The sequence below is a fragment of the Streptomyces sp. NBC_01750 genome, assembly GCF_035918095.1.
Classification (GTDB): domain Bacteria; phylum Actinomycetota; class Actinomycetes; order Streptomycetales; family Streptomycetaceae; genus Streptomyces.
Map to the genome: position 1 here is coordinate 731,734 of NZ_CP109137.1, position 22,688 is coordinate 754,421.

16 protein-coding genes and 1 pseudogene are annotated in these 22,688 nt (G+C 70.0%); 10 read left to right on the forward strand and 7 right to left on the reverse strand.

Annotation, left to right across the window (positions count from 1 at the left end):
- Position 1: 1 nt before the first annotated feature.
- Positions 2–235: a hypothetical protein gene (locus tag OG966_RS03280; RefSeq protein WP_326647816.1), complete on the reverse strand. Its 234-nt coding sequence runs from the start codon at positions 233–235 to the stop codon at positions 2–4.
- A gap of 298 nt (positions 236–533) precedes the next feature.
- Here OG966_RS03280 and OG966_RS03285 point away from each other — a divergent pair, with 298 nt between their 5' ends.
- Positions 534–2,429: a Xaa-Pro dipeptidyl-peptidase gene (locus OG966_RS03285; RefSeq protein ID WP_326647817.1), complete on the forward strand. Its 1,896-nt coding sequence runs from the start codon at positions 534–536 to the stop codon at positions 2,427–2,429.
- Positions 2,430–2,587: 158 nt separating this feature from the next.
- Here the strand turns inward: OG966_RS03285 and OG966_RS03290 are convergent.
- Positions 2,588–3,312: pseudogene (locus OG966_RS03290) on the reverse strand (siderophore-interacting protein).
- A gap of 91 nt (positions 3,313–3,403) precedes the next feature.
- On the opposite strand from OG966_RS03290, the gene OG966_RS03295 reads away from it, so the two are divergent.
- Together OG966_RS03295 and OG966_RS03300 are read left to right on the forward strand one after the other, a co-directional pair.
- Positions 3,404–5,485 (forward strand): penicillin acylase family protein, encoded by a 2,082-nt coding sequence (locus OG966_RS03295; RefSeq protein WP_326647818.1) that lies wholly within the window; start codon positions 3,404–3,406, stop codon positions 5,483–5,485.
- Positions 5,475–6,059, forward strand: coding sequence for a GNAT family N-acetyltransferase (locus tag OG966_RS03300; RefSeq protein ID WP_326647819.1), 585 nt, complete (start codon positions 5,475–5,477; stop codon positions 6,057–6,059). Before OG966_RS03295 ends, OG966_RS03300 begins: the two co-directional genes overlap by 11 nt.
- A 20-nt stretch (positions 6,060–6,079) precedes the next feature.
- Here OG966_RS03300 and ligA read toward each other — a convergent pair whose 3' ends face one another.
- From ligA to OG966_RS03315, 3 genes are read right to left on the reverse strand one after another with little or no spacing between them, the layout of a single operon-like run.
- Entirely contained in the window at positions 6,080–8,209 is a 2,130-nt protein-coding gene (gene ligA, locus OG966_RS03305) for an NAD-dependent DNA ligase LigA (protein ID WP_442806659.1), read from the reverse strand.
- A gap of 57 nt (positions 8,210–8,266) precedes the next feature.
- Complete coding sequence (locus OG966_RS03310) at positions 8,267–8,638, reverse strand: nuclear transport factor 2 family protein (protein WP_326647821.1); 372 nt, start codon at positions 8,636–8,638, stop codon at positions 8,267–8,269.
- Entirely contained in the window at positions 8,631–9,266 is a 636-nt protein-coding gene (locus OG966_RS03315; protein WP_326647822.1) for a TetR/AcrR family transcriptional regulator C-terminal domain-containing protein, read from the reverse strand. Before OG966_RS03315 ends, OG966_RS03310 begins: the two co-directional genes overlap by 8 nt.
- A gap of 53 nt (positions 9,267–9,319) precedes the next feature.
- Here OG966_RS03315 and OG966_RS03320 point away from each other — a divergent pair, with 53 nt between their 5' ends.
- From OG966_RS03320 to OG966_RS03330, 3 genes are all read left to right on the forward strand, one after another.
- Positions 9,320–10,813, forward strand: a complete 1,494-nt coding sequence (locus OG966_RS03320) for an FAD-dependent monooxygenase (protein WP_326647823.1) — start codon at positions 9,320–9,322, stop codon at positions 10,811–10,813.
- A 261-nt stretch (positions 10,814–11,074) separates the two neighbouring features.
- A complete protein-coding gene (locus OG966_RS03325; RefSeq protein ID WP_326647824.1) occupies positions 11,075–11,605 on the forward strand; it encodes a DM13 domain-containing protein in 531 nt (176 codons plus the stop codon).
- A 190-nt stretch (positions 11,606–11,795) separates the two neighbouring features.
- On the forward strand, positions 11,796–13,232 hold the full coding sequence (locus OG966_RS03330) for a PP2C family protein-serine/threonine phosphatase (RefSeq protein ID WP_326647825.1): 1,437 nt from the start codon (positions 11,796–11,798) through the stop codon (positions 13,230–13,232).
- Positions 13,233–13,331: 99 nt separating this feature from the next.
- Here OG966_RS03330 and OG966_RS03335 read toward each other — a convergent pair whose 3' ends face one another.
- Positions 13,332–14,825, reverse strand: coding sequence for a DNA-binding protein NsdB (locus OG966_RS03335; protein WP_326647826.1), 1,494 nt, complete (start codon positions 14,823–14,825; stop codon positions 13,332–13,334).
- 233 nt (positions 14,826–15,058) lie between these two features.
- Between OG966_RS03335 and OG966_RS03340 the strand changes: the two genes are divergently transcribed.
- The 4 genes from OG966_RS03340 (at position 15,059) to OG966_RS03360 (ending at position 22,016) form a co-directional block, all read left to right on the forward strand.
- Positions 15,059–16,183 carry an aminoglycoside phosphotransferase family protein gene (locus OG966_RS03340; protein ID WP_326647827.1) on the forward strand — a complete coding sequence of 375 codons (1,125 nt, stop codon included), beginning with the start codon at positions 15,059–15,061 and terminating at the stop codon, positions 16,181–16,183.
- Between the two features lie 357 nt (positions 16,184–16,540).
- A complete protein-coding gene (locus OG966_RS03345) occupies positions 16,541–18,466 on the forward strand; it encodes an N-acetylmuramoyl-L-alanine amidase (RefSeq protein WP_326647828.1) in 1,926 nt (641 codons plus the stop codon).
- A gap of 132 nt (positions 18,467–18,598) precedes the next feature.
- Positions 18,599–19,692 (forward strand): IS630 family transposase gene (locus tag OG966_RS40705; protein WP_442806643.1). Its coding sequence is split into 2 segments (ribosomal slippage): positions 18,599–19,060 and positions 19,063–19,692, totalling 1,092 coding nucleotides; the frame shifts between segments, so codons are not numbered across the junction.
- A gap of 101 nt (positions 19,693–19,793) precedes the next feature.
- Entirely contained in the window at positions 19,794–22,016 is a 2,223-nt protein-coding gene (locus OG966_RS03360; protein ID WP_326647829.1) for a terpene synthase family protein, read from the forward strand.
- 134 nt (positions 22,017–22,150) lie between these two features.
- On the opposite strand, the gene OG966_RS03365 is transcribed toward OG966_RS03360, so the two are convergent.
- Entirely contained in the window at positions 22,151–22,651 is a 501-nt protein-coding gene (locus OG966_RS03365; protein ID WP_326647830.1) for a hypothetical protein, read from the reverse strand.
- Positions 22,652–22,688 lie beyond the last annotated feature (37 nt).

Below are 22,688 nucleotides of genomic sequence, written 5' to 3' on the forward strand. Positions count from 1 at the left end.
GTCACCCCTCGGCGAACAGGCAGAAGGAGCCGGCCGGGCCCAGGAGAACGCGCGCGGCGTCCTGCGACCGGACTCCGGCCAGGCTCACTCCGGCCGGGCTCACTCCGGCCAGGCTCACTCCGGCCAGGCTCACTCCGGCCGGGCTCGCTCCGGCCGCGACCGCCTGGATGCCCGCGGGCAGCACGAGGTCGCGCCGGGCCCGTGGATGGCTGCCCACTCGGTTGTTCGTGGTCATGCCCCCACGGTAATCGGCCCGCCGGCGCGCGTCTGCCCCCGCCCACCAGGGTCTGCTGGGCTCCGACCAGCGCGCCGACCTGCGGATTCACTCATACCAAGACCTGCCTCGCGCCAATACATGCATGTATACATACATTGCGGCCATCCACGCTCCGGTGGAGCCCAACCACCCGAAGGATCCGATCAGCACCACCGGCCGCGTGTGACCGGAGAGGGTCTGGCGCCCGGCACACGCACGCGGTGGAATGTGCGCGCGCTTCCCGCGTGATCGTCACTTCCCGGGCCCTGGAGGCACGATGGCGAGACCCACTGTTGTCCGTACGGTACGGAGGCTGGGCGTCACGGCCGTCGCGGCCTCGTTACTGACGGCACTGCCCGCCCCCGTCGCACAGGCGGACGACCCGGCGCCGAGGATCGTCGGCAACCGGACGCAACCCGTCTTCTCCCGCGCCGACGCGGTGTTACAGCAGGTGGACATCGAGACCGCGACGGACAGCGACGGTGACGGGCGGCGCGACACCGTCCGGATGCGGATCCTGCGGCCCAAGGAGACCGATGCCGGGCTCAAGGTCGCCACGATCATCGAGGCGAGCCCGTACTGGGCCGGCGGCAACGACGTACTCAACCACGCCGTCGACCTCGACGAGGACGGGCTGCCGGTCGCCGCGGCGCCGCGACTGCGCAAGAACCGACCGGCGCTGACCGGGCCCTCGGTGCCCTGGGGCGGGTACTACGACAACTACTTCCTGCCGCGCGGCTATGCGGTCGCGCAGGTCGACAGCGTCGGCACCGGCGGCTCGACGGGCTGCCCGACGTCCGGCGGGCGCAACGAGACGCTCGGCGCGAAAGCCGCTGTCGACTGGCTGAACGGCCGCGCGAAGGGCTGGGACCTGAACGGAGCGCCGGTCGGTGCGGCCTGGTCGACGGGCAATGCGGCGATGATGGGCATCTCGTACAACGGCACCCTGCCAACGGCCGTGGCGACGACCGGTGTTGAGGGCCTGAAGGCGATCGTGCCGATTTCCGGGATCTCCTCCTGGTACGACTACTACCGGGCCAACGGCGGCGTCGTGGCGCCCGGCGGCTACCAGGGCGAGGACACCGATGTACTCGCCAAGTACGTGTACAGCCGCACCGACCGCGAAATCTGCAAGCCCGTCCTGGACCGGCTGACGGCGGAGCAGGACCGGGCGACCGGGGACTGGGGCCCGTTCTGGCAAGAACGTGACTACCTCAAGGACATCGGCAAGATCAAGGCCGGAGTCTTCGTCGTGCACGGCCTCAACGACTGGAATGTGAAGACCAGGAACGCCGGGCAGCTGTGGGAGGCGCTGAAGAGGAATCACGTGCCGCGCAAGCTGTGGCTGCACCAAGGGGGTCACATCAATCCGATGCCGCTGCGGATGGAGGAGTGGCTGAGCCAGCTGCACCAGTGGTTCGACTACTGGCTCTACGGCCTGGACAACGGTGCGCTGGACGCACCCCGGGTCGACGTCGAGCAGGCGGACTTCAGCTGGCGCCAACAGTCGGACTGGCCGGCGCGCGGCACGCGTGATGTGACGCTGCGGCTGAATACGGACGGTCTGTCGCCGCTGCCCGGCCTGCCAGTGAAGCAGTCTCTGTCGGATGCGGGTCGTACGGTCGCGGCGGAGCAGCTCGTGACCGATCCGGACGGCACGAACGCGAACCGTCTCGCGTACGCCACCGGCCCGCTGGCGAGGGATGTCCGGGTCAACGGGGTGCCCGAGGTGTCGGTGCGCGCCTCGCTGGACGGCACATCGCCCTATGTGACGGCGCTGCTCGTCGACTACGGCACCGACACCCGCACGACGGCCGGGACGCTCACGGACACATCGCGGGAGGTCTGTTACGGCGAGGGAATCCCCGGCGACACGGGCTGCGCCTACCGTACGAAGCACCGTACCGAGACCGCCGATTTCAAGATCGTGTCGCGCGGCTGGCTGGACGCCCGCAACCGCGACTCCATCGCACGCCAGAACAGGGTGGTGCAGGGACGCGAGTACCGGCTGGAGTGGGGAATGCAGCCGCAGGAGTACGTCTTCAAGAAGGGGCACCGGCTGGGCGTGGTGCTGATCTCGACCGACTACGACTACACGCTCCGTTACCCGGCCGGGACCCGGATGACGGTACGGACCGGCGTCAGCAGCGTGACTCTGCCGGTCGCGCGATAGCGGCCGCTGGGGCGTCGTGTCGGCGGGCCGGCAGCGAGGGGCCGCCCGCCGACACGGCTGATACGGCGGCCGGAAGCAGCGGCGGGTCACCGGCTTCGTGCAGAGCGCCCGACAGCGGGTCGGCTGTCGTCATCGTGGTCAGGGTACTGAGCCGGCACTCAGGCCGTGCGCCAGTATCCGAGGGCGTTGACGCGATCCTTCGGCAGGCCCAGTTCCTTGCGTATGTACGTGGTGAGGGCACGGGTTGTCGTGGTGTCGCAGGCGATCCAGACGTACGCGCCGGCCGTGTCGCCGAGCAGGGCGGGCAGCGCGGCCTTCACCTCGTCGACCAGGTGGGCGCCGGCGTCACGGCGGGGGATCCCGCGCAGTTCGTGGTGCGCGGGGTCCAGTCGTAGCGGCAGGTTGTGGTCCGATTCGTGGCTCGTCTCGAACCAGATGGTCGCGGGCACCCGCGGGACCGCATCGAGCAGGGAGTTGATCGCGGGGAGCGAGGCCGGGTCACCGACAACAAGGAGCCGCGCCGGCTGTGGATCGGGCGTGGCGAAGCCGGTGCCCTGGAGTGTCGCTTCGATCGTGTCGCCCGGCTCGGCCTTGCGCGCCCAGTCGCTCGCGCACCCGTCGTGCAGGGCGAACTCCAGGCTGAAGGTCCGGCGGCGGGGTCGGGATCCACCAGGGTGTAGGCGCGCTGATGCGGTTTGCCGCCGTTGTCGAACCACACGCGAACCCACATGGTGGGGTGCACGCCGGTCAGTGCGAGCATTCCGCCATCGGTGAGGTGCACCCGCCGGAAGTGCTCGGTGACCTCCTCCGCCCCGGTCACGGTGAACTCGAAGTCCTTGCCGCGCATCAACTTGAGGACGACGCCCTCCCAGCCATGACCCACCACGCACTCCTCCCCACAGGTCCGGGATTGTCTCCCGGAACACTCATACCTTAAGTTAGGCCAGCCTAACCTAATCTACCTGAGGAGCAGAGTGAGCGCGAAGATCTACCGGGACGCCTGGGGTATCCCGCATCTGCGGGCGGAGAACGCGGCCGAACTGGCCTTCCTCCAGGGGCGCAATGCCGCCGTGGACCGGGCCTGGCAGATCGAGGTCGACCGGCACCGGTCGCAGGGCACCACGGCCGCCTTCCTCGGCGCCGACGCCCTCGCCTGGGACCGTTTCGCCCGACAGGCACGGCTGGACGACACCGCCCGGCGCTGCTTCCGCAGCCTCGACGAGACCACCGCCTCATGGATCGAGCGGTACGTCGACGGGATCAACGCCGGCCTCGCCGACGGGGCGCGCCGCGCGCCTCAGTTCGCGGCCACCGGACTGGCCCCCGGACGGTGGCAGCCGTGGACACCGCTGAGCCTGTGGCTCACCACGCACGTCCTCTTCGCGGGCTTCCCCACGAAGCTGTGGCGCGAGGAAGTCGCCCGCGCACTCGGTGACGCGGCGACCGAGCTGTTCGCCACCGACGGGCCCGGCACCTCGGGGAGCAACGGCTGGCTCGTCACCGGCGAGCGCACGGTCACCGGGGCGCCGCTCATCGCGGGCGACCCGCACCGCTTCATCGAGGACCCAGGGATCTATCAGCAGATCCAGCTGTCCTGCCCGGAGTTCGACGTGGTGGGACTGGCCGTGCCCGGCGTCCCCGGAATCCCCCACTTCGGGCACACCGGTTCGGTGGCATGGGCGATCACCAACGCCATGGCCGACTATCAGGATCTGTACCGGGAGCGCCTGCGCCGCCGAAGACCGGCCGCCGGGCTCGGACCGGAAGTAGAGGCCCTCGGCCCGGACGGCTGGCGACCCGCCACCGTCCACACCGAGACCATCACGGTGGCCGGCGCCACACCCGTGGAGATCGAGGTGATCGAGACCGACCGCGGGCCCGTGGTGATCGGCGGCCCCGACGAGGCGGTGGCGATCAGTCTCCGCACACCTCCACGGGTGACCGGCGATCTCGGCTTCGGCGCACTGCCCGCGCTGCTGCGGGCGCGGACCGTCGCCGACGTGGACCGGGCCTTCGACGGGTGGGCCGAGCCCGTCAATGTCGTACAGGCCGCGGACACCCGGGGCGGACTGCTGCACCGTGTCGCGGGCCGCGTACCGCTGCGGCACCGGGACAACCGTCTGCGTGTCGTGCCGGCCTGGGAACCGGGGCACGAGTGGCGCGGCTGGTACGAGCCACTGCCGCGCGAGGCGGTCGACGGCGTCGCGGTGATGGCCAACCAGCGGGGCCTGGCCGCGCCGCTCGGTGTCGAGTTCGCGCCACCGCACCGGGCCGAACGCATCCGTCAACTGCTGGACAAGCCACACGCCCTGACGGCCAAGGACATGGCGGCCGTGCACATGGACACTCTTCTCGCCTCCGCCCGGCCCCTGTTGAAGCTGCTCGCGGAACTGGACGGGCTGAGCGAGGAGGCGGCTCTGCTGCGGGACCGGCTGACGATCTGGGACCGCCGAATGGACGCCGCAAGTACGGACGCGGCGGTGTACGCCGATCTGCGGTCGGCGGTGGTGCGCAGGCTGGCTGCTCATCCGGCACTGGAGGCGCTGGCCGGGAAGTCCGGCCCCGCGGCGTACCCCGAGGTCTTTCTGCCCTGGCTGGCGCTCGTCCCGCGGGTCGCGTTCGCGTTGGAGGGGCTGCTGACGACCGGGGCGCTGCCCGAGATCGACCGGACGGCCGTGGTGCGGGAGGCCGTCGAGGAAGTGGCCGCCGCAGACCGTACGCCGACGGCGTGGGGCCAGACGCACCGGCTCGCGCCGTGGCAGGCGCTGCCCGCGACGCCGCACGAGATGTGGCCGGCCCTCTCCGGCGACCACGACTGCGTGCTGTCCACATCAAGTGTTCCGGGTGTCGACGACCGCTGTGTGCGGGGACCGGCCGCGCGCTATGTCTGGGACCTCGCACGGCGGGAGGACAGCCTCTGGGTGGTCCCCCTCGGCGCGTCCGGTGTGCCCGGCGATGAGCACCATCGCGACCAACTGCCGCTGTGGCTGCGCGGGGAGCTCGTTCCCGTGATCACCGACTGGAATCAACTGACCGAGGAGAGAGATGACTTCTGAACCCACCACCGGTCGCCGCGAGGCCGTGCATGAGCAGACCGTCGAGGGCTTCGGGACGGTCCGCGTTGTCCCGCTGGATCCCGCCGCCGACCTGGATCTGATCCATGGCTGGGTCACCGGGGAACGCGCCCGGTTCTGGGGCATGGGCGGCCACAGCCGTGGGCAGGTCCTGGAGATATACGAGTATCTGGACTCGCTCACCACCCACCACGCCTATGTGGTCCAGCGGGACGGCGAGCCGGTCGCGCTCTTCCAGACGTATGAACCGGACGCCGATCCGGTCGGCGAATGCTACGACGTGCGGCCCGGCGACTTCGGCGTCCATCTGCTGATCGGGCCTGCCCACGGCGGCACGGAGCGGGGCTTCACCGGCGGCCTCCTCAGCGTGCTCTTCGGCTACGCGCTGGCCGACCCCGAGCACCGGCGGATTGTCGTCGAGCCGGACGCCCGCAACGAGAAGGCCATCGAGCGGATGGTCCGGGCAGGTTTTGTGCTCGGGCCCGAGATCGACAAACCGGAGAAGCGGGCGCGGCTGGCCTTTCTCAGCCGCGACGCGGTCGGGCGCCGCGACTGATCCTCCGCACCGCCCGCAGGTCAGCCGTTCGCGTCGAGGTAACCGGCCACCAGGTCGGCGAACTCGTCCGGTGCGACGACCCGCGTGCCCAGCTGCACGGCCTTCTCCCGCTTGGATCCGGCGTTCTCACCGGCCACGAGAAGTGACGTGCGCTTGGACACGCTGGAGGAGGACTTGCCGCCGGCCCGTTCGATGAGTTCGTTCATCTGGTTGCGGGAGAGCTTCTCCAGGGCTCCGGTCATGGCGCCGGTGACCACGACGGTCATGCCGTCCAGCGGGCCGGCGCCCGCGGCGGGCTCGGCCCGACCGGCTTCCCCGCCTTCGGCGTCCGCGGCGTCGGAGGGCAATGTCGCGCCGGGTTCGGTCATATTGACACCCGCGGCGGTGAGCCGGTCGATGAGCGGAGCCAGTTCGGCAAGCTCGGCGACGACCAGCCCGGCCTTCTCCACGCCGATGCCGTCGACCTGCTGCAGGGCTTCCGCGTCGGCGGCCCGTATGTGTTCCATGGTCGCGAAGTGACGGGCGATACGGCGGGACATGGAGCGGCCGGTGCCGCGCACACCGAGCGCGCAGAACACCCGCGAAAGCGGCCGCGTTCTCGCTCCGTCGATCGCCGCCAGGAGATTGTCGGTGCTGGTCTCCCCCATCCGGTCCATGTCGAGCAGCTGACCACGGGTCAGTGTGAACAGATCGGCGAAGTCGGCGACGAGACCCGCCTCGACGAGCTGGACGACGCGGGTGGCGCCGAGGCCCTCGATATCGAGCTGGTCGCGTCCTGCCGCGTACGAGACCGAGGCCACCAGACGGCAGTTGCGGCCACGCACACACCGCCAGCGCTGCTCGGAGGTGTCGATGTCGGAGCCGCACTGCGGACACACCTGCGGGAAGACGATCGGCTGCTCGTCACCCGTCCGCAGATGGGCGACGGGCGCCTCGATGCGGGGGATGATGTCGCCCGCCTTGTAGACCATCACCTGATCGCCGATGCGCAGGTCGCGTCGGGTGATGTCGGCGGGGTTGTGGAGGGTGGCATAGCTGACGGTCGATCCGTCGATCTCCACCGGCCGCAGTACGGCGCGGGGCGCGATGGCGCCGGTGCGCCCCACATTCCACTCCACGCCGAGCAGGGTGGTGACCTTCTCCACCGCCGGCAGTTTGTACGCGATGGCCCACCGCGGGGCCCGGGAGCCGGAGCCTGCCGCGGCCTGGTCGGCGGCGCGGTCCGCCTTGATGACGATGCCGTCGATGCCGAACGGCAGCCCCGGGCGGAGTGCGGCTATCTCGTCGATGCGCGCCTGGACCTCGTCGAAGGCCTTCAGTGTGCGGGGCGCGACTGCGGTGGTCTCGGCGGTGTGCACGCCGAGACCCGCGACATAGGTCATGAGCTCGCTGTGCGGCCACTCCCCCATCCGCTTCGCGAGGTCCGGGTCCGAGGCCGGCAGCGGCAGCACGCCGTAGCCGAAGAACGTCATCTCGACTGTGTATTCACGGTCCTTGGCGCGCAGTGTGCCGGCCGCGCCGTTGCGCGGATTGGCGAACGGGGATCCGCCGTGCTCCGTGCGTACCGTATTGGCTTGCTCGAACTGCTCCGTGGTCATGAGCACTTCGCCGCGCACCTCGAGCGTGACCGGCTCGGCGAGCCGGTCGGGCAGGCCGATGACGGTGCCGATCGCGTGCGAGACGTCCTCTCCCGCACTCCCGTCGCCGCGGGTGATCAGCCGGGCGAGCCGGCCGTTCTCGTAGCGGGCGGCTATCGCGAGGCCGTCCAGCTTCGCCTCGACGCTCCACTGCTCGACCGGTCGGCCGATCCGGCGCTCCACCGAGGCGGTCCAGGAGAGCAGCTGTTCGGCGGAGAAGACATTGTCCAGCGACAGCATCGGCACCGTGTGCGGCACATCCCCGACCGCCGCTCCGCCGGCGACCTTCCCGGTCGGCGAGACCGCCGACATCTCCCCGGGATGGGCCTCTTCGTAGGCGGCGATTTTGCGCACCAGACGGTCGTACGCGTCGTCGTCCAGGGTGCTCTCGCCCGTCGCGTAGTAGGCGGCAGCGGCCTCGGCGGCGGTCCCGACCGCCTCTGTGTACGCGGCGGCATCGGCGAGAGTGGCGGCAGCGGCATGAGCGGCAGGTGAAGTCGTCATGGCTCTCATAGTGCCGCCCACCACTGACAATGGCCCCGGCCCGCGCGTTCGGCCGGGACCGGGCCGCTATTCCGGGACGATCAGCGTCCCTTGATGGAAGTACATGCGCCAGCCGTGCGCCGTCCTGCGCCACAGGGAGCTCCGACGCGCTCGGCGGCCGCCTTCGTCCGACACATACGTCACCTGTACGAGGTCCGGGGCCAGCAGCCTCCCGGACATCTCGCTGACGGTGACGGCAGGCGGCCGCTCACGCGGAGCGGGTGTGGTCACGGACAGGATCGTCGTACGGTCCCAGCGTTGTCCGGAAGCTCCGAACTCGAAGAACTCCGGATCCAGCAGCCCGGAGACCAGGTCGGGCGAGACCCGTACATCCGGGTCCAGCAGCCGCAACTCCCCCTCGACGGCGGCTTGGACGGACTGCCGCTCCTCGTCATACATGGCGGGAGCCCAGTGACTGCAGGATGAGCGAGAGGCCGTAGTCGAAGCGTTCGGCGAAGGACGGTGCCTCGAGATGTGCGACAACCCTGCCGAGCGAGGGGTACTCGCCGGAGGCGAGCGCTCCGGTGAGCCCGTGGCCGACAGCCTCCGGAGAGGCTTGTTCCTCCTGGGTGAGCCCGAGAGTGAAGTAGACGACGGTCCACAGGGCCCAGGCCGCTTCGCGCTCGGCGAGGCCGCTGCTGAGCAGGGTTTCGACCATGGTGTCGGCGAAGCGGAGTGTGGCGGGTTCGGCGGCGTAGGTGCCGGCCACGATCGTTGCTCCGTCGCGGTGTGCCAGCAGGGCCCGGCGGTAGCGGTGCGAGAGTTCGCGGACGCGCTCCTCGCAGGATTCCGGCAGATCCTCCAGTGACATCTCGGCGACGATCGCATCCGCCATCAGCTCGAGCAGACGCGCCTTGGTCTTGGCGTGCCAGAGCACGGTGTTCATCCGGACGCCGAGCCGTTCGGCGATGGCGCGGATGGAGACGGCCTCCGCACCTTTCTCGTCCAGGAGTTCCAGTGCGGCTCTGACCACGGTGTCGGGGTCGAGTCGGGTCCGGGAGGGTTTCCCCGCTTGCATCTTGGTCACCGACCTAGTCTACTGGACGGAGTCATTATTGGTCACTGACCAAGGAGAGAGCTGTGGATCAGGTCATCATTTCCGGAGCCGGGCCGGTGGGGCTGTGGCTCGCCGCGGAGCTTCGGCTCGGCGGGGTTCCGGTCACCGTCCTGGAGGCGCGCAAGGAGCGGGACCCGCACTCGAAGGCGCTCACTGTCCACCCGCGGACCCTGGAGGTCCTGGCGTTCCGCGGCGTGGCGGAGCGCTTCCTCACCGAGGGTCTGCGCATCCCGAACGGTCACTTCGGCGGGCTGGAGAACCGGTTGGACTTCCAGGTGCTGGACACACCGTTCCCGTTCACCCTGGCTCTGCCGCAGGCCCGCACCGAGGAACTGCTGGAGGAGCACGCGGTCTCGGCCGGAGCCCAGGTGCGGCGCGGGCACCGGGTGGTGGGCCTCACCCAGGACGCGGACGGGGCGACGGTGAACATCGAGGGCCCGGACGGCCCGTACACCCTCGAAGCCGCCTACGTCGTCGGCTGCGACGGCACCCGCAGCACCGTGCGCGGTGCCGCGGGAATCGACTTCCCCGGCACAGGCGCCACGACGTGGGGATGGGTCGCAGACGTCATCCTGGACGAGCCTCCGCAGGGCCCCCTGAACATGTCCGGCCCCCACGGCGGCGTGATGGCCGTCCCGCTGTCCGGCGGCATCCACCGCCTCGTCGGCGGCGACCCGGCCGGCACGCGCCCCGACCGGCCCGGCGAACTCACCCTCGAGGAGCTGCGCGGCACCGTCATACGGATCGCGGGGACCGACTTCGGCATGCGCGACCCGGTATGGCTCTCACGCTTCGGCAACGCCACCCGCCAGGCCACGCAGTACCGCGAGGGACGGGTCCTGCTCGCCGGCGACGCCGCCCACATGCACTTCCCCGCCGGAGGCGTCGGCCTCAACGTCGGCGTGCAGGATGCCACCAACCTCGGCTGGAAGCTGGCCGCGACGATGACCGGCCGGGCGCCCGAGGGCCTCCTGGACAGCTATCACACAGAGCGGCACCCGGTCGGCGCGGAACTGCTCCTCAGCACCCGGGCGCAGACCGCGCTGCTGACCGGCTACTCCACCGAGGGGCAGGCGCTCCGTACCCTGCTGAGCCAACTCATCGCCACCGTGCCGGAGTTCTCCCGGGTACTCGCCGAGAGGCTCTCCGCCCTCGCGGTCGGCTATCCGCCCGCGGAGAGCGGCGCACACCCGTTGACCGGACATCGCGCACCGGACCTGGCCTTCGCCGACTCCACGGAGACTCTCTTCACGCTGCTGCACGGCGGCCGTCACGTCCTGCTCGACCTCACCGGCAAGGACGGCCCGGCATTGGAGCAGCTCGCCCGGAACGCCGCCGCGGGGCTCACGGTCCACAGCGCTCCGCTGTCGGAACCGCACGCCGGATGGTCCGGCGTGACGGCCGCGCTCGTCCGCCCCGACGGCCATGTGTCCTGGGCGGTCGACGAGCCGGACGACGGTGCCGTACCGATCGGCCTGCTTCAGGACATGTGGCCGGCGCGGTCCGCCGCCGCCTGAGGGCCGATGCCCGGCCCTGGGCCTGTCCCGCCTTCCGGATTGCGCGGGTGGCCTTCGGAGGGGGAACGGGCGCGGCGGCAGGAGGCGGCGGTCCGCCTGGTGGAGCAGTTCCAGGTGCCGGAGACCGTCGTCGGCCAAGGCGTCGACGTAAGACTTTCGTCATCGTGCTCAGCCCTGCCGAGCGGCTCCTCCTGACGTTGAATGGAGACCGGGGCACGTCCGGTCGCGGCCGGCGGATGACAGGAGACGACAGTGGGACGCATGCGGAAGTGGCTCGGCAGGCCATGGGGGGTGGCGGTGCTGGCCGTCGGCCTGGCAGTGGCCGGTGTAGCGCTGTACTGGTTCCAGCCGTGGAAGCTGTGGGTGGACGAGACCGTGCAGGACGCGATCCCCACGGCAGCCGAAACCACGGGCCCGGCGGACGCGGCCCCTGCGCCGCCGCGGACGCTGGCATCCGGCGAGCTGGTCAGCCATGAGCACCGTACGAGTGGCTCGTTGAAGGTACTGCAGCTCGCCGACGGGACGCGCACGCTCAGGCTGGAGAATCTCGATACGAGCAACGGTCCCGATCTGCGGGTGTGGATCACCGACGCCGCGGTGAAGCACGGCACCGCGGGCTGGCGCGTCTTCGACGACGGTAAGTACGTCAGCCTGGGCAAACTCAAGGGAAACAAGGGTGACCAGAACTACGCCCTGCCTGCCGGTCTGGATCTGAAGCGGTACACCAGCGTCAGCATCTGGTGCGACCGGTTCGACGTCTCCTTCGGTGCGGCCACACTCACCCGCACCTGATTCCGCTCGCCGGGTGCAATGCGGCACCGCCAGGCCGCCCGGGGTGTTCGGGCGGCCTGTGACATATGACAGAGGCACCACCGTATCGAGTGTTGCCAAATCCCTTACGGGCCCTCGCTCCCTGTGCAACAGTCGTAACAGGTCCGATAGTTCGGACCTGGCAGTGGCCGCGCCTGTATCGGAGTACGACATGCCGTCCCATGTGTTCGCGGACCGTCCCGCCCCGCAGCCGCCCGAGCGCGGCGCCGTTGACGCGCTGATCTCACAGACGCGCCGGCTGCGTGGCGACGTGGACGCCGTGCGCCGGGATGCCGCGGTGGAAGACGACGACCCGCAGGGGCGGTGGCAGCGGGCCCTGTGCGACCTGGCGGTTCACCATCTCGACGATCTCGGCACCCACCTGGGACAGCTCAAGGAAGGGCTGCCGGAAGAAGCCGTCGAGGCCTTCGAGGACGAGCTCGCCGCATACGAGGCGGACCACGCCCAGCGCACCGGTTCGCTGCTCAGCAGGGTCGGCAGTGCCGAGTGGAATCTCCTGACCGACGAGGTCAACTGGTCCGACGAGCTGTACCGGATCCTCGGTCGCTCCCCGGACAGCGGCCCCATGTCCCTGGACGAACTGCCGTCCATGGTGTTCGCGGAGGACCAGGCGCTGCTGACCGCGCTGGTGACGGACTGTCTCGTCGACGGCCGTCCCATCGACGGCGAATTCCGCATGGTCCGGGCCGACGGACGGGTCCGTACGGTGCACATGATGGGCGAGCCCGTACTCGACGCCGACGGATCCACCGCCTCCATGTGGGCTGTCCTCCGCGACGTGAGCGAGCTGCGCCGCAGCCAGCGCGCCGTGCGTGAGAGCCGTGACTCGCTGCAGCGCCGACAGCACTTCGCGCAGACCGAGCGCCGGCTCGCGGTCGAACTGCAAGAAGCCGTACTTCCGCCCTGGCGCGGTCCCTTGCAGTTCCCGCTCGACGGACCCACCGCGCTGGACGTCTCCGCGCACTACCTGCCGTCCACGAACAGCGCCCTGATCGGCGGCGACTGGTACGACGCGAGCCAACTTCCGGGCGGCGACTCACTGTTGAGCGTCGGCGATCTCACCGGGCACGGCGTGACCACGACCTCGACGATGGCGATGCTGCTCGGTGCCCTGCGCGGAATGGCCGTGGCCGGGATCCGGCCGGGGCCGCTGATGGCGCATCTCAACCACCTGCTGGAGACCTCGGCCCAGCCCGCCCTGGGTAGTGCGGTGTGCTGTCGCTACGACCCGGCCGGACGAACCCTCTCCTGGGCACAGGCGGGACACCCCGCCCCGATGCTGTTCCGCAACGGGACGGGGCGTGCGCTTGCGCCGCCCGCCGGGGTGCTGCTCGGAGCGTCGTCCGCCGCCACCTATGAGCAGGCCGAGGTGCAACTGCTCCCCGGCGATCTGCTGGTCCTGCACACCGACGGGCTGACGCGCACACGAGCATGCGCGGAGGGCGACATGGACCGGCTGCTCGCGCTGGGACCACGGTTCACCGGGACCCGCGACGCGCAGGAGTGCGTACGGACGGTCGTCGAAGAGTTCGGTGAGGACGACCGCGAACACGACGCCTGTGTGATGGTCGCCAGGATCGGCGGGTAGGACGCGCCTTCCGGGGCACGGCGGAACCACTCCGGTGGTAGGACGCGCCTGGACCGATCCAGGCTGCTGGATCTCTGCTGGACCGCTGGAAGAGGTTCTCTAGATCTCGACGCTCCTCGACCTCTTGGAGGGGCTGTTGGGCAGAGCCAGCTGGATTTCCTCGCGCAGGTCCTGGATCTTCGGGTAACCCGCGTAGTGCCCTGTCAGCCGGTACATCTCCCGCAGCCTGTCCCACGTGCGGTGCGAGGAGGTCTCCCCCATCGAGACGAGCGCCAGCCTTGCGTAGCGGTCGGCCTGTTCGGGGTCGTCCGCGATGAAGCACGCCGACGCCAGCGAGATGTAGTCGAAGATCTTGGAGCGCTGGCGGCCGCCCTCGCGCAGCTCCAGCGCCTGTTTGGCGTGGTTCTGTGCGGTGTTCGCCGCGGTCGGATCGTGCTCGGCGAGGGTGCGGTACGCCAGTGCCTCCATACCGTGCAGATCCGCCTCGTTGAACATCTGCATCCAACTGGGGGGCGGTACATCGCCCTTGTCGGACACGAACAGGTCCTCGGCCTCGCCCAGGGTGCGGCGCATGGCCTGGCCGCGGCCCATGGCGGCCTGTGCCCAGGCTTCGATGGTGTGCAGCATCGCCTGCGTGCGCGGCAGGATCTGTTCCCCGGAGCCGGACTTGGCGAGCTTCATCAGGTCCAGCGCGTCGTCGGGACGGCCCAGGTGGACCATCTGGCGGGCGGCCCTCGAGAGCGCTTCGCCGGCGCGCGGGCGGTCGCCCCCCTCGCGTGCCGCGTGGGCGGCGATGACGAAGTACTTCTGGGCGGTGGGTTCGAGGCCGACGTCGTGGGACATCCAGCCGGCGAGTACCGCAAGGTTGGCGGCGACGCCCCACAGGCGCCGCTGGAGATGGTCGGGGTGCCGGTAGGCGAGCATGCCGCCCACTTCGTTGAGCTGTCCCACAACGGCCTTGCGCTGGAGCCCGCCGCCACGGGCGGCATCCCAGGCGCGGAACACTTCGACGGAACGCTCCAGTGCCTCGATCTCCTGCGACCCGATGGGGGCGGCCTCATAGCGGTCGAACCCAGCGGGCTCGGCGTGCAGGGGACTGTCGATACGGGGTGCGTCCTGAGCGAGTGCGGGGTCGGTGTGCAGCCAGTCGTGCATGGCGCTGCTGAGTGCGGAGCCTGCGGCAAGCGCGGCACCCGCGCCCACCAAGCCGCGTCGGTTGAGCATGAGGTCCATTCCCGTGAATTCGGTGAGGACCGCCGCCGTCCGTTCCGGCGCCCACGGAAGGCCGTCAGGGTTGTCAGCTCCCTGGACGTCCCGCCGTCTACCCGCTCGCCCGATGCGCACGAACCCGAGGTCCTCGATGGTCACGACACGACCGAGTCGCTCGGTGAACAGAGCTGCCAGCACTCGTGGCACGGGATCGCGTGGGGACTCCCCCATGTCGATCCAACGCCGCACCCGCGAGGTGTCCGTCGCCAGCTGGGGGTGGCCCATGGCCGCCGCCTGCCGGTTCACGAGTCTCGCGAGTTCCCCCTTGGACCAGCCGGCCAGGCCGAACAGATCGTAGAGGCGGGTGTTGGGTTCTCCGGTCACGTCAAGCCCCCAGGTTCTCGGCTGAGTTGACAGTAACCCTCTGTCAGATGGGTGGCGACTATTCGCCAGGGTTCGCCAGGGTGCGCCAGATGGTCTGCCACCCGCGACCGGGTGTCACGTAGGAACGCGCCACCTCGGCCCGGCAGCCGGACGCATTCCCCAGGGTGCCGATCGGTTGCCGGGGCGGGGCCGCGTACGCAACTTGTCGGCGCACGAAGGGATCTGTCACCCGCATGTACACAGCATCGTCCTCCGTGTCCGCTCCGCCCCGGCCGCAGCGCTCCTCCGCTGTCCCGGCCGGCACCGGACCGTATCTCGACCCCACTCACGCCGGTCGGGCTCAACGGCCGGCGGGGGCGGTCGGCCAACCCCTCAGCGGGAGAATCGACTTGTCCGGCCCTCAGGGCGCGCAGTTGCGGATGGCGATCGCGGGGGTGCACCGGATCTGCCCGGAGTTCAATCCGGTTCAGGTGCTGCGCCGGAGCGGACGTTCCGTACTGCTCGTCGGAACCACAGGACGCACCACGGCAGTTGCCAAGTGCTTACTGGACCACTCGCCCGTCTGGGCCGAGCGGTTCCGTTCAGAAATAGTTGCTTATCGCGCCTTCGTCCGGCACCGCCCACCGGTGCGGGTCCCGCGGCTGATCGCCGCGGATCCCGACAACTGCACACTGGTGATCGAGCGGATGCCGGGCCGGGCGGCGGCCCTTGCACGACACCCGGCCGAGGCTCCGCCCCGTGCCGATGTAAGGGCCGCCCTCGGCGCGATCGCCCGCCTCAACGCCTGGCGGCCGCCGGCCGGGATGTTCGATGCCCCGCTCGAATACGCGCCCCGGATCTCGCGCTATCACGAGCTGGGCCTGTTCACCGACCGTGACCTCGGAGATCTGCAGAAGCTCCTGCACGGTCTGGCGCACGCGGGTGGACGGCAGGGGGTGGGGCAGTTCTGTCACGGCGATGCGCTGCTCTCCAACATCCTGCTGTCGCCGGCCGGTCCGGTACTGGTCGACTGGGAGCACGCGGGCTGGTACCTCCCCGGCTACGACCTGGCGACGCTGTGGTCGGTGCTGGGTGATGCACCGGTGGCGCGTCGGCAGATCAGTCAGCTGGCGCAGCAGGCGGGAACCGCCGCGCGCGACGCCTTCCTGGTGAATCTGATGCTGGTGCTGACACGGGAGATCCGTACCTACGAGACGGCTGTGCAGCGGACGATGCGCGAGGCGGCGCCTGCGGGTGCCGGCCAGGCACCGCCCGGTGGACTGTCGGCCGGTGAGGAACAGCGGCTGCTGCTGCGGCGGCTGCACGATGACTGCGCGCTGGCACGGCGGGCCGTGCGCGCTGCGGTCGGCACCCGCTGACCGGCCACAGAGGGGGAAGCGCGCTGCTCGCCCAGTGGCGAAACACTGGGCGAGCAGCGCACTGTGGTGTTCGGGCTCTCGTGACCCGCACACCGGGACCGCGAAACCCTCGTTCCGCATAGAGACAATGGTCCATGCCACTGACGCCCCGCAGGCCCGTGGCCCCTCACCGCGAAACTCCACGACACCCGCGCTGAGGTGCGAATTCCTTGCTCCGGAGCATGATTGACGGATCGTCCGGGAGCCGATACCCCTGTAGTCGGGTCCGACCCCCGCAGGCCCGTCGCGCACCGTCCGTCCCTGGAGGCTGCCTTGCAAGGATCCGCCCCCGCACGACCGAGAGGCGCCCGCCGCCGCATGCTGAGGGCAGCGGGTGCGGTGGCCTCCGCCGCCCTGCTGCTGCCGCTTGTCTCGGCCGGCCCGTCCGCCACCGCGGAGCGTCCCTCGTCCGGCGCGCTGCAGCACGACTTCGCCGCGGCTGCCGCCCAGTACCGTGTGCCGCAGAGCGTGCTGCTCGGCGTGTCCTATCTGCAGTCCCGCTGGGATGCGCACGGCGGTGCGGCAAGCGTCACCGGCGGCTACGGGCCGATGCATCTGACCGATGCCAGGACGGCGCTCGCCGAGGCGCCGCATCATTCGCACGGCACCGAGGACGCGCGCGGCGACGATGCGCGTCCGGCCCGGACCGTCACCGATACCGCCCTGCCCGAGACGTCCGAACTCCCCGCCCGGCTGAGGACCTTGGACCGTGCGGTCGAGCTCTCCGGGATCTCCGCCGAGGAGCTGCGGGACAGTCCGGCCGCCAATGTGCGCGGCGGTGCGGCCCTGCTCGCGGACGCGCAGAAGAAGCTGGGCCGACCGCTGAGCGAGAACCCCGCCGACTGGTACGGCGCGGTGGCGCGGTTCTCCGGCGCGGACGACACGGCGACCGCCACGACGTACGCCAACGATGTCTTCGACGTGATCCGCACGGGCCAGACCCGCATCACCGACAGCGGGCAGCGGGTTGCTCTCGCGGCCGACCCTGGCGCCGCCCCCGACGCCGCGCAGGCGGCGCGGCTCGGGCTGCGTACGGCCGACACGAGGAACACCGAGTGCCCCCGGACGGTGGCCTGCGAGTGGATCCCGGCGCCGTACGAGGAGTTCGGCGACGGCGACTACGGCAACCACGACCTGGCGGACCGGCCCGCGTCCCAGTCGGTGAAGTACATCGTCATCCATGACACCGAGGGCTCCTGGGACACCACTCTGAAGCTGGTGCAGGACCCGACGTATGTCTCCTGGCAGTACACCCTGCGCTCCTCGGACGGGCACGTCGCCCAGCACGTGCCGCTCAAGGACGTGGCCTGGCACGCCGGCAACTGGTATGTGAACGCCAAGTCGGTGGGCCTGGAGCACGAGGGCTTCCTTGTTTCGCCGGACGCCTGGTACACGGAGGCGATGTACCGCTCTTCCGCCCGCCTGGTGAGGTACCTGTCGCAGCGGTACGACATCCCGCTGGACCGCCAGCACATCCTCGGCCACGACAATGTGCCGGGCACGACCGCCGCGACCATCCGCGGCATGCACACCGATCCGGGCCCGTACTGGGACTGGTCCCACTACTTCCAGCTGCTCGGCAAGCCGTTCACGCCGACCGCCGGACCGGCGAGTGGTGTGGTGACGATCCGTCCCGGCTACCTGAGAAACCAGCCGGTGTACACGGGCTGTGTGCAGGCCGGGCAGGCGTGTGTGCCGCACGGTTCGGGGGCGGTCCGGCTGCACACCGCGCCCGCCGAGGACGCACCGCTCGTCAAGGACATCGGTCTGCGTCCGGGCGGCCAGGACTCCACGATCGACGTCAACGACACCGGCGCCCGTGCCTCGACCGGCCAGCGGTACGCGGTCGCCGGGCGTCAGGGAGACTGGACGGCGATCTGGTACCTGGGCCAGCAGGCCTGGTTCCACAACCCGCGCAAGCAGCCGACGGCGGTCGGCGCCCGGGGCCCGGTGCTCACGCCGAAGGAGGGTGTGGCGGAGGTTCCGGTGTACGGGCGGGCCTATCCGGAGCCGGCGGCGTACCCCGCAGATGTGCCGGTGCAGGCGATCTCGCCGCTGCCGTACAAGCTTCTCGCCGGCCAGCGGTACGTGGTCGGCGACCTGACTGCCGGCGAGTACCTGTACGCGACGACGTTCGACACCGCCGGGCACCGGGTGGTACGCGGCGAGGAGGCGTACTACGAGATCCAATTCGGGCACCGGGTCGCCTTTGTGAAGGCGTCCGACGTGCGCCTGCTGAAGTAGCCGCGGTGTGCCACCGTCCGCGGGGTGCGGTGGCGCACCGTCCGCATTTCCCTGCGCTTGTGTGACTACTGACCTCTTCGAGGTGTTGTCGGAGGGGGTGACGGGTGGTGATCCCTGCGGTAGGCCGGTGATATGCGGTATGCGCAGGGTGGCGGGTTGACCGCCGAGGGGCAGCAGGCTCGGGAGCGGGTCCGTTTCGAGGCTGGTGAGCGGTTCGTGCGGGGCGAGAAGAACGCGGTGATCGCGAAGGATCTGCGGGTCAGTGCGCGGTCGGTGGAGCGGTGGCGGCGCGTCTGGCGGGCGGGCGGTATGGAGGCTCTGGCGACGTCGGGGCCTGCGAAGGTGCCGAAGGTATCTGATGAGCGGTTCGCCGAACTGGAGCGGGAGTTGGCGCGGGGGCCGGCCGTGCATGGCTGGGAGGACCAGCATTGGACGCTGGGACGGATCCGGGCCTTGATCTGGTGGAAGTTCGGGGTGGACTGCTCGTCAGCGGCGGTGTGGCGGCTGCTGCACCGTCACGGCTGGTCCTGGCAGTCGCCTGCCCGGCGGGCTGTGGAACGGGACGACGACGCGGTGGGGTTGTGGAAGAAGGACGTGTGGCCGCACGTGGAATGACTGCGGCGGCGCTCGGGGCGTACGTGGTGTTCGAGGACGAGGCAGGGTTCTCGATGACACCGTCCCTCGCCCGCACCTGGAGCCGGCGGGGGCACACGCCGGTGGTGCGGGTGCGAGGACGCTCTTGGCGCCGCTTCTCGATCGCGGCCCTGTGCTGCTATAAGCCCGGCGAGACATCGCGGCTGATCTTCCGGCCCTATCGTCACCGCAAGCATCCCGGTTCAGGGCGCAAGAGCTTCGCCTGGAGCGATTACCGCGACCTGGTCGTGCGTGCTCACCTGCAACTCGGCGCCCCGATCGTCTTGATCTGGGACAATCTCAACACCCACCGGGCCGCCGGAATGCGGCAGTACGCTGCCGAACACGACTGGCTCACCATCGTGCAACTTCCCTCCTATGCACCGGATCTGAACCCGGTGGAAGGCGTGTGGTCACTGCTGCGACGCGGTCCGTTGGCCAACGTCGCCTTCACGGACGACGCGCATCTCGAACGCGTCTTACGCCGCGGACTGCGTCGCATCCAGCGTCATCCCGAACTCATCGACGGGTGTCTCGCCGGCACCGGCTTCAGCCTCACCCGCCACCCGACAACACCCCGAAGAGGTCAGTAATTGCCGTGGAGCGTGGGCCGTACGGGCGACGGGTAGGGCTGGCCCGTCCACTCCGGTCCGCGCTCTCGCGCGTGGATGCTCACCGAAAGGCCCTGGCGCACATGGCACAGCCCTTCGTACTGCCGGACTTCTACGTTCCGTATCCGGCGCGGCTCAATCCGTACGTCGAGGAGGCACGACGGCACACCAAGGAGTGGGCGCGTCGGATGGCGATGCTGGAGGGCTCCGGCATCTGGGAGGAGAGCGACCTCGACGCGCACGACTACGCCCTGCTGTGCTCTTACACCCATCCCGACTGCGACGCCGACGCACTCTCCCTGGTGACCGACTGGTATGTGTGGGTCTTCTTCTTCGACGACCACTTTCTGGAGATCTTCAAGCGCAGCCAGGACCGCGACGGCGGCAAGGCCTATCTGGACCGGCTGTCGGCCTTCATGCCGATGGATCTTTCGGCGGGCACACCCGAACCCACCAACCCGGTCGAGTCGGGTCTCGCCGATCTGTGGGCGCGGACCGTGCCCGGCATGTCCGGCGGCTGGCGGGGCCGGTTCGCCGAGGCCACCGAGAATCTGCTGAACGAGTCCCTCTGGGAACTGTCCAACATCAACGAGGGGCGCATCGCCAACCCCGTCGAGTACATCGAGATGCGCCGCAAGGTGGGTGGCGCGCCCTGGTCGGCGTGTCTTGTGGAGTACGCGGCGCGAGCCGAGGTCCCGGCGTCCGTCGCCGGCTCCCGGCCGCTGCGGGTCCTGCGGGACGCCTTCTCCGACGGTGTGCATCTGCGCAACGACCTCTTCTCGTACCAGCGCGAGGTCGAGGCCGAGGGCGAGAACAGCAATGGCGTACTGGTACTGGAGACCTTTCTGGGCTGTACGACCCAGGAGGCGGCCGAGGCGGTCAATGATCTGCTGACCTCCCGGCTGCAGCAGTTCGAGAACACCTTCTTCACCGAACTGGGGCCGCTCTGCGCCGAGAAGGGCCTCGAGCCGGCGCAGACCGCCGCTGTCCTCGCCTATGTGAAGGGTCTGCAGGACTGGCAGTCCGGCGGCCATGAGTGGCACCTGCGCTCCAGCCGCTACATGAACGAGGAGGCACGCGTCGGCCCCGGCCTCACCGGGGACGCCTTCGGGATGGCAGCGGCCTCCATCCGGCTCACGCCGCGCGCGGAGGCCGCCCGGTGGCGAAGTCTCACCCATCTGCCGCACCAGCGGGTGGGGCCGTCCCAACTGCCCGAATTCTTCATGCCGTTCAAGACGACGCTCAGTCCGCATCTGGAAGGATCGCGGGGCCGGACGGTCGAGTGGGCCCGCCGGACAGGCATGCTGGAGGCTCAGCCGGGGCTGCCCGGTTCGCACGTCTGGGACGAGCGGAAGCTGGCGGGCTTCGACTTCCCGCTCTGCGCGGCGGGGCTCCACCCGGAAGCGACGCCCGAGGAGCTCGATCTGTCGTCGGCGTGGCTGACCTGGGGCACGTACGGGGACGATCTCTTCCCCGCGGCGTACGGGCGCACCCGCGATCTGGCCGGGGCGCGGGCCGCCAACGAGCGTCTCTCGCTGTTCATGCCGGTGGACGGCTCACCGGCACCGGAGCCCTCCGGCGCGATGGAACGCGGTCTGGACGACCTGTGGCAGCGCACGGCGGGCCCGATGTCCCCGAAGGACCGCCGCGCCTTCCGTGAGTCCGTGGAGATCATGACGGCAGCCTGGTTGTGGGAGCTGGCCAACCAGGCTCAGCACCGCATCCCTGACCCGGTGGACTACATCGAGATGCGACGCCACACCTTCGGCGCCGAGATGACGACGAGGCTGTGCCGGATCCGGCACGGCGACCGGGTGCCCGAGGAGATCTATCTCAGCGGTCCCGTCCGCTCGCTGGAGAACGCCGCCATGGACCAGGCCGCGCTCCTCAACGATCTCTTCTCGTACCAGAAGGAGATCGAGTACGAGGGCGAGGTGCACAACGCGATCCTGGTCGTGCAGAACTTCTTCGGCGTCGACTACCCGGCGGGAATGTCGATCGTCGCCGATCTGATGAACTCGCGGATGCGGCAGTTCCAGCACATCGTCGCGCATGAGCTCCCGCAGCTGTACGACGACCTCGGCCTGGACCGCGGGACACGGGAGATCCTGGACGGCTATGTCCACGAACTGGAGAACTGGATGTCCGCAATCCTGACCTGGCACCGCGGCTGCAGGCGCTACCGCGAGGAGGATCTGCGGGCCGGACATGCCGCTCCGTGGCGGCTCAACGGCCCCTTGGGACCCGGCACTTCGGCGGCCCGCGCAGCGACGCTGTTCGCCCGGCCGCCCGGCGTCATGACGTAGCACGCAGAGCGGAGCGAACCGGAACACAGCACCGTCGGAACACAGCACCGTCGGAACACAGCACCGGCCGTTGCGGCCCACCGTGCGGGCGATCGCGGCGGGCCGTACCGTCGGACCAGAGGCTGTCGAGGCTCTCAACCCTGCTGGAACAGCTCCGCGGGCAGCGGCTTCAGCAGTGCGTACAGATCGTCCGTGATCGGCCGGTCCCAGCTGGCGATGGTGACCAGGACATTGTCACTGCGGTCGAACTGGACGCAGGAGATACGGCTTTCGGAGAGCTTGAGGCGGCGCACGATCAGCAGGTTGTCGCCCTGCATCACCGGCATGTCCTCGATGTCCACCACATCGACGGGCTCCTCGTTCTCCAGCGCGAGCAGCAGCTGCGCCACCTCGAAGGGGATCTGGCCCTCTTCGATCTCGCGGGCCGGCGAGCCCTCCGGCAGATTGCCGATGATCATCGCGGGGCCGCGGCCGCCGAACAGGTCGTACCGCAGGAAGACGCCCTGGCAGGTGCCGTCGGGAGCGGGAAGGATCCCGGCGCCGAGATTGCCGGGCCAGTCCCCCGGGTCCATGGCCAGGACATCGAAGTCCGGGCCCGCGGGGGTGGCGGCGCTGCGGCGGCGGAGGAAGGACATACCGCCATGGTACGTGTCCGGGCGGGCCCGGCCGAGC

Bases quoted from the DNA above. Each gene is read 5' to 3' on its own strand.
- OG966_RS03280 (WP_326647816.1), bottom strand. From the start codon at position 235: ATGACCACGAACAACCGAGTGGGCAGCCATCCACGGGCCCGGCGCGAC.
- OG966_RS03285 (WP_326647817.1), top strand. From the start codon at position 534: ATGGCGAGACCCACTGTTGTCCGTACGGTACGGAGGCTGGGCGTCACG.
- OG966_RS03300 (WP_326647819.1), top strand. From the start codon at position 5,475: ATGACTTCTGAACCCACCACCGGTCGCCGCGAGGCCGTGCATGAGCAG.
- ligA (WP_442806659.1), bottom strand. From the start codon at position 8,209: ATGAGAGCCATGACGACTTCACCTGCCGCTCATGCCGCTGCCGCCACT.
- OG966_RS03310 (WP_326647821.1), bottom strand. From the start codon at position 8,638: ATGTATGACGAGGAGCGGCAGTCCGTCCAAGCCGCCGTCGAGGGGGAG.
- OG966_RS03325 (WP_326647824.1), top strand. From the start codon at position 11,075: ATGCGGAAGTGGCTCGGCAGGCCATGGGGGGTGGCGGTGCTGGCCGTC.
- OG966_RS03330 (WP_326647825.1), top strand. From the start codon at position 11,796: ATGCCGTCCCATGTGTTCGCGGACCGTCCCGCCCCGCAGCCGCCCGAG.
- OG966_RS03340 (WP_326647827.1), top strand. From the start codon at position 15,059: ATGTACACAGCATCGTCCTCCGTGTCCGCTCCGCCCCGGCCGCAGCGC.
- OG966_RS03345 (WP_326647828.1), top strand. From the start codon at position 16,541: ATGCTGAGGGCAGCGGGTGCGGTGGCCTCCGCCGCCCTGCTGCTGCCG.
- OG966_RS03360 (WP_326647829.1), top strand. From the start codon at position 19,794: ATGGCACAGCCCTTCGTACTGCCGGACTTCTACGTTCCGTATCCGGCG.
- OG966_RS03365 (WP_326647830.1), bottom strand. From the start codon at position 22,651: ATGTCCTTCCTCCGCCGCCGCAGCGCCGCCACCCCCGCGGGCCCGGAC.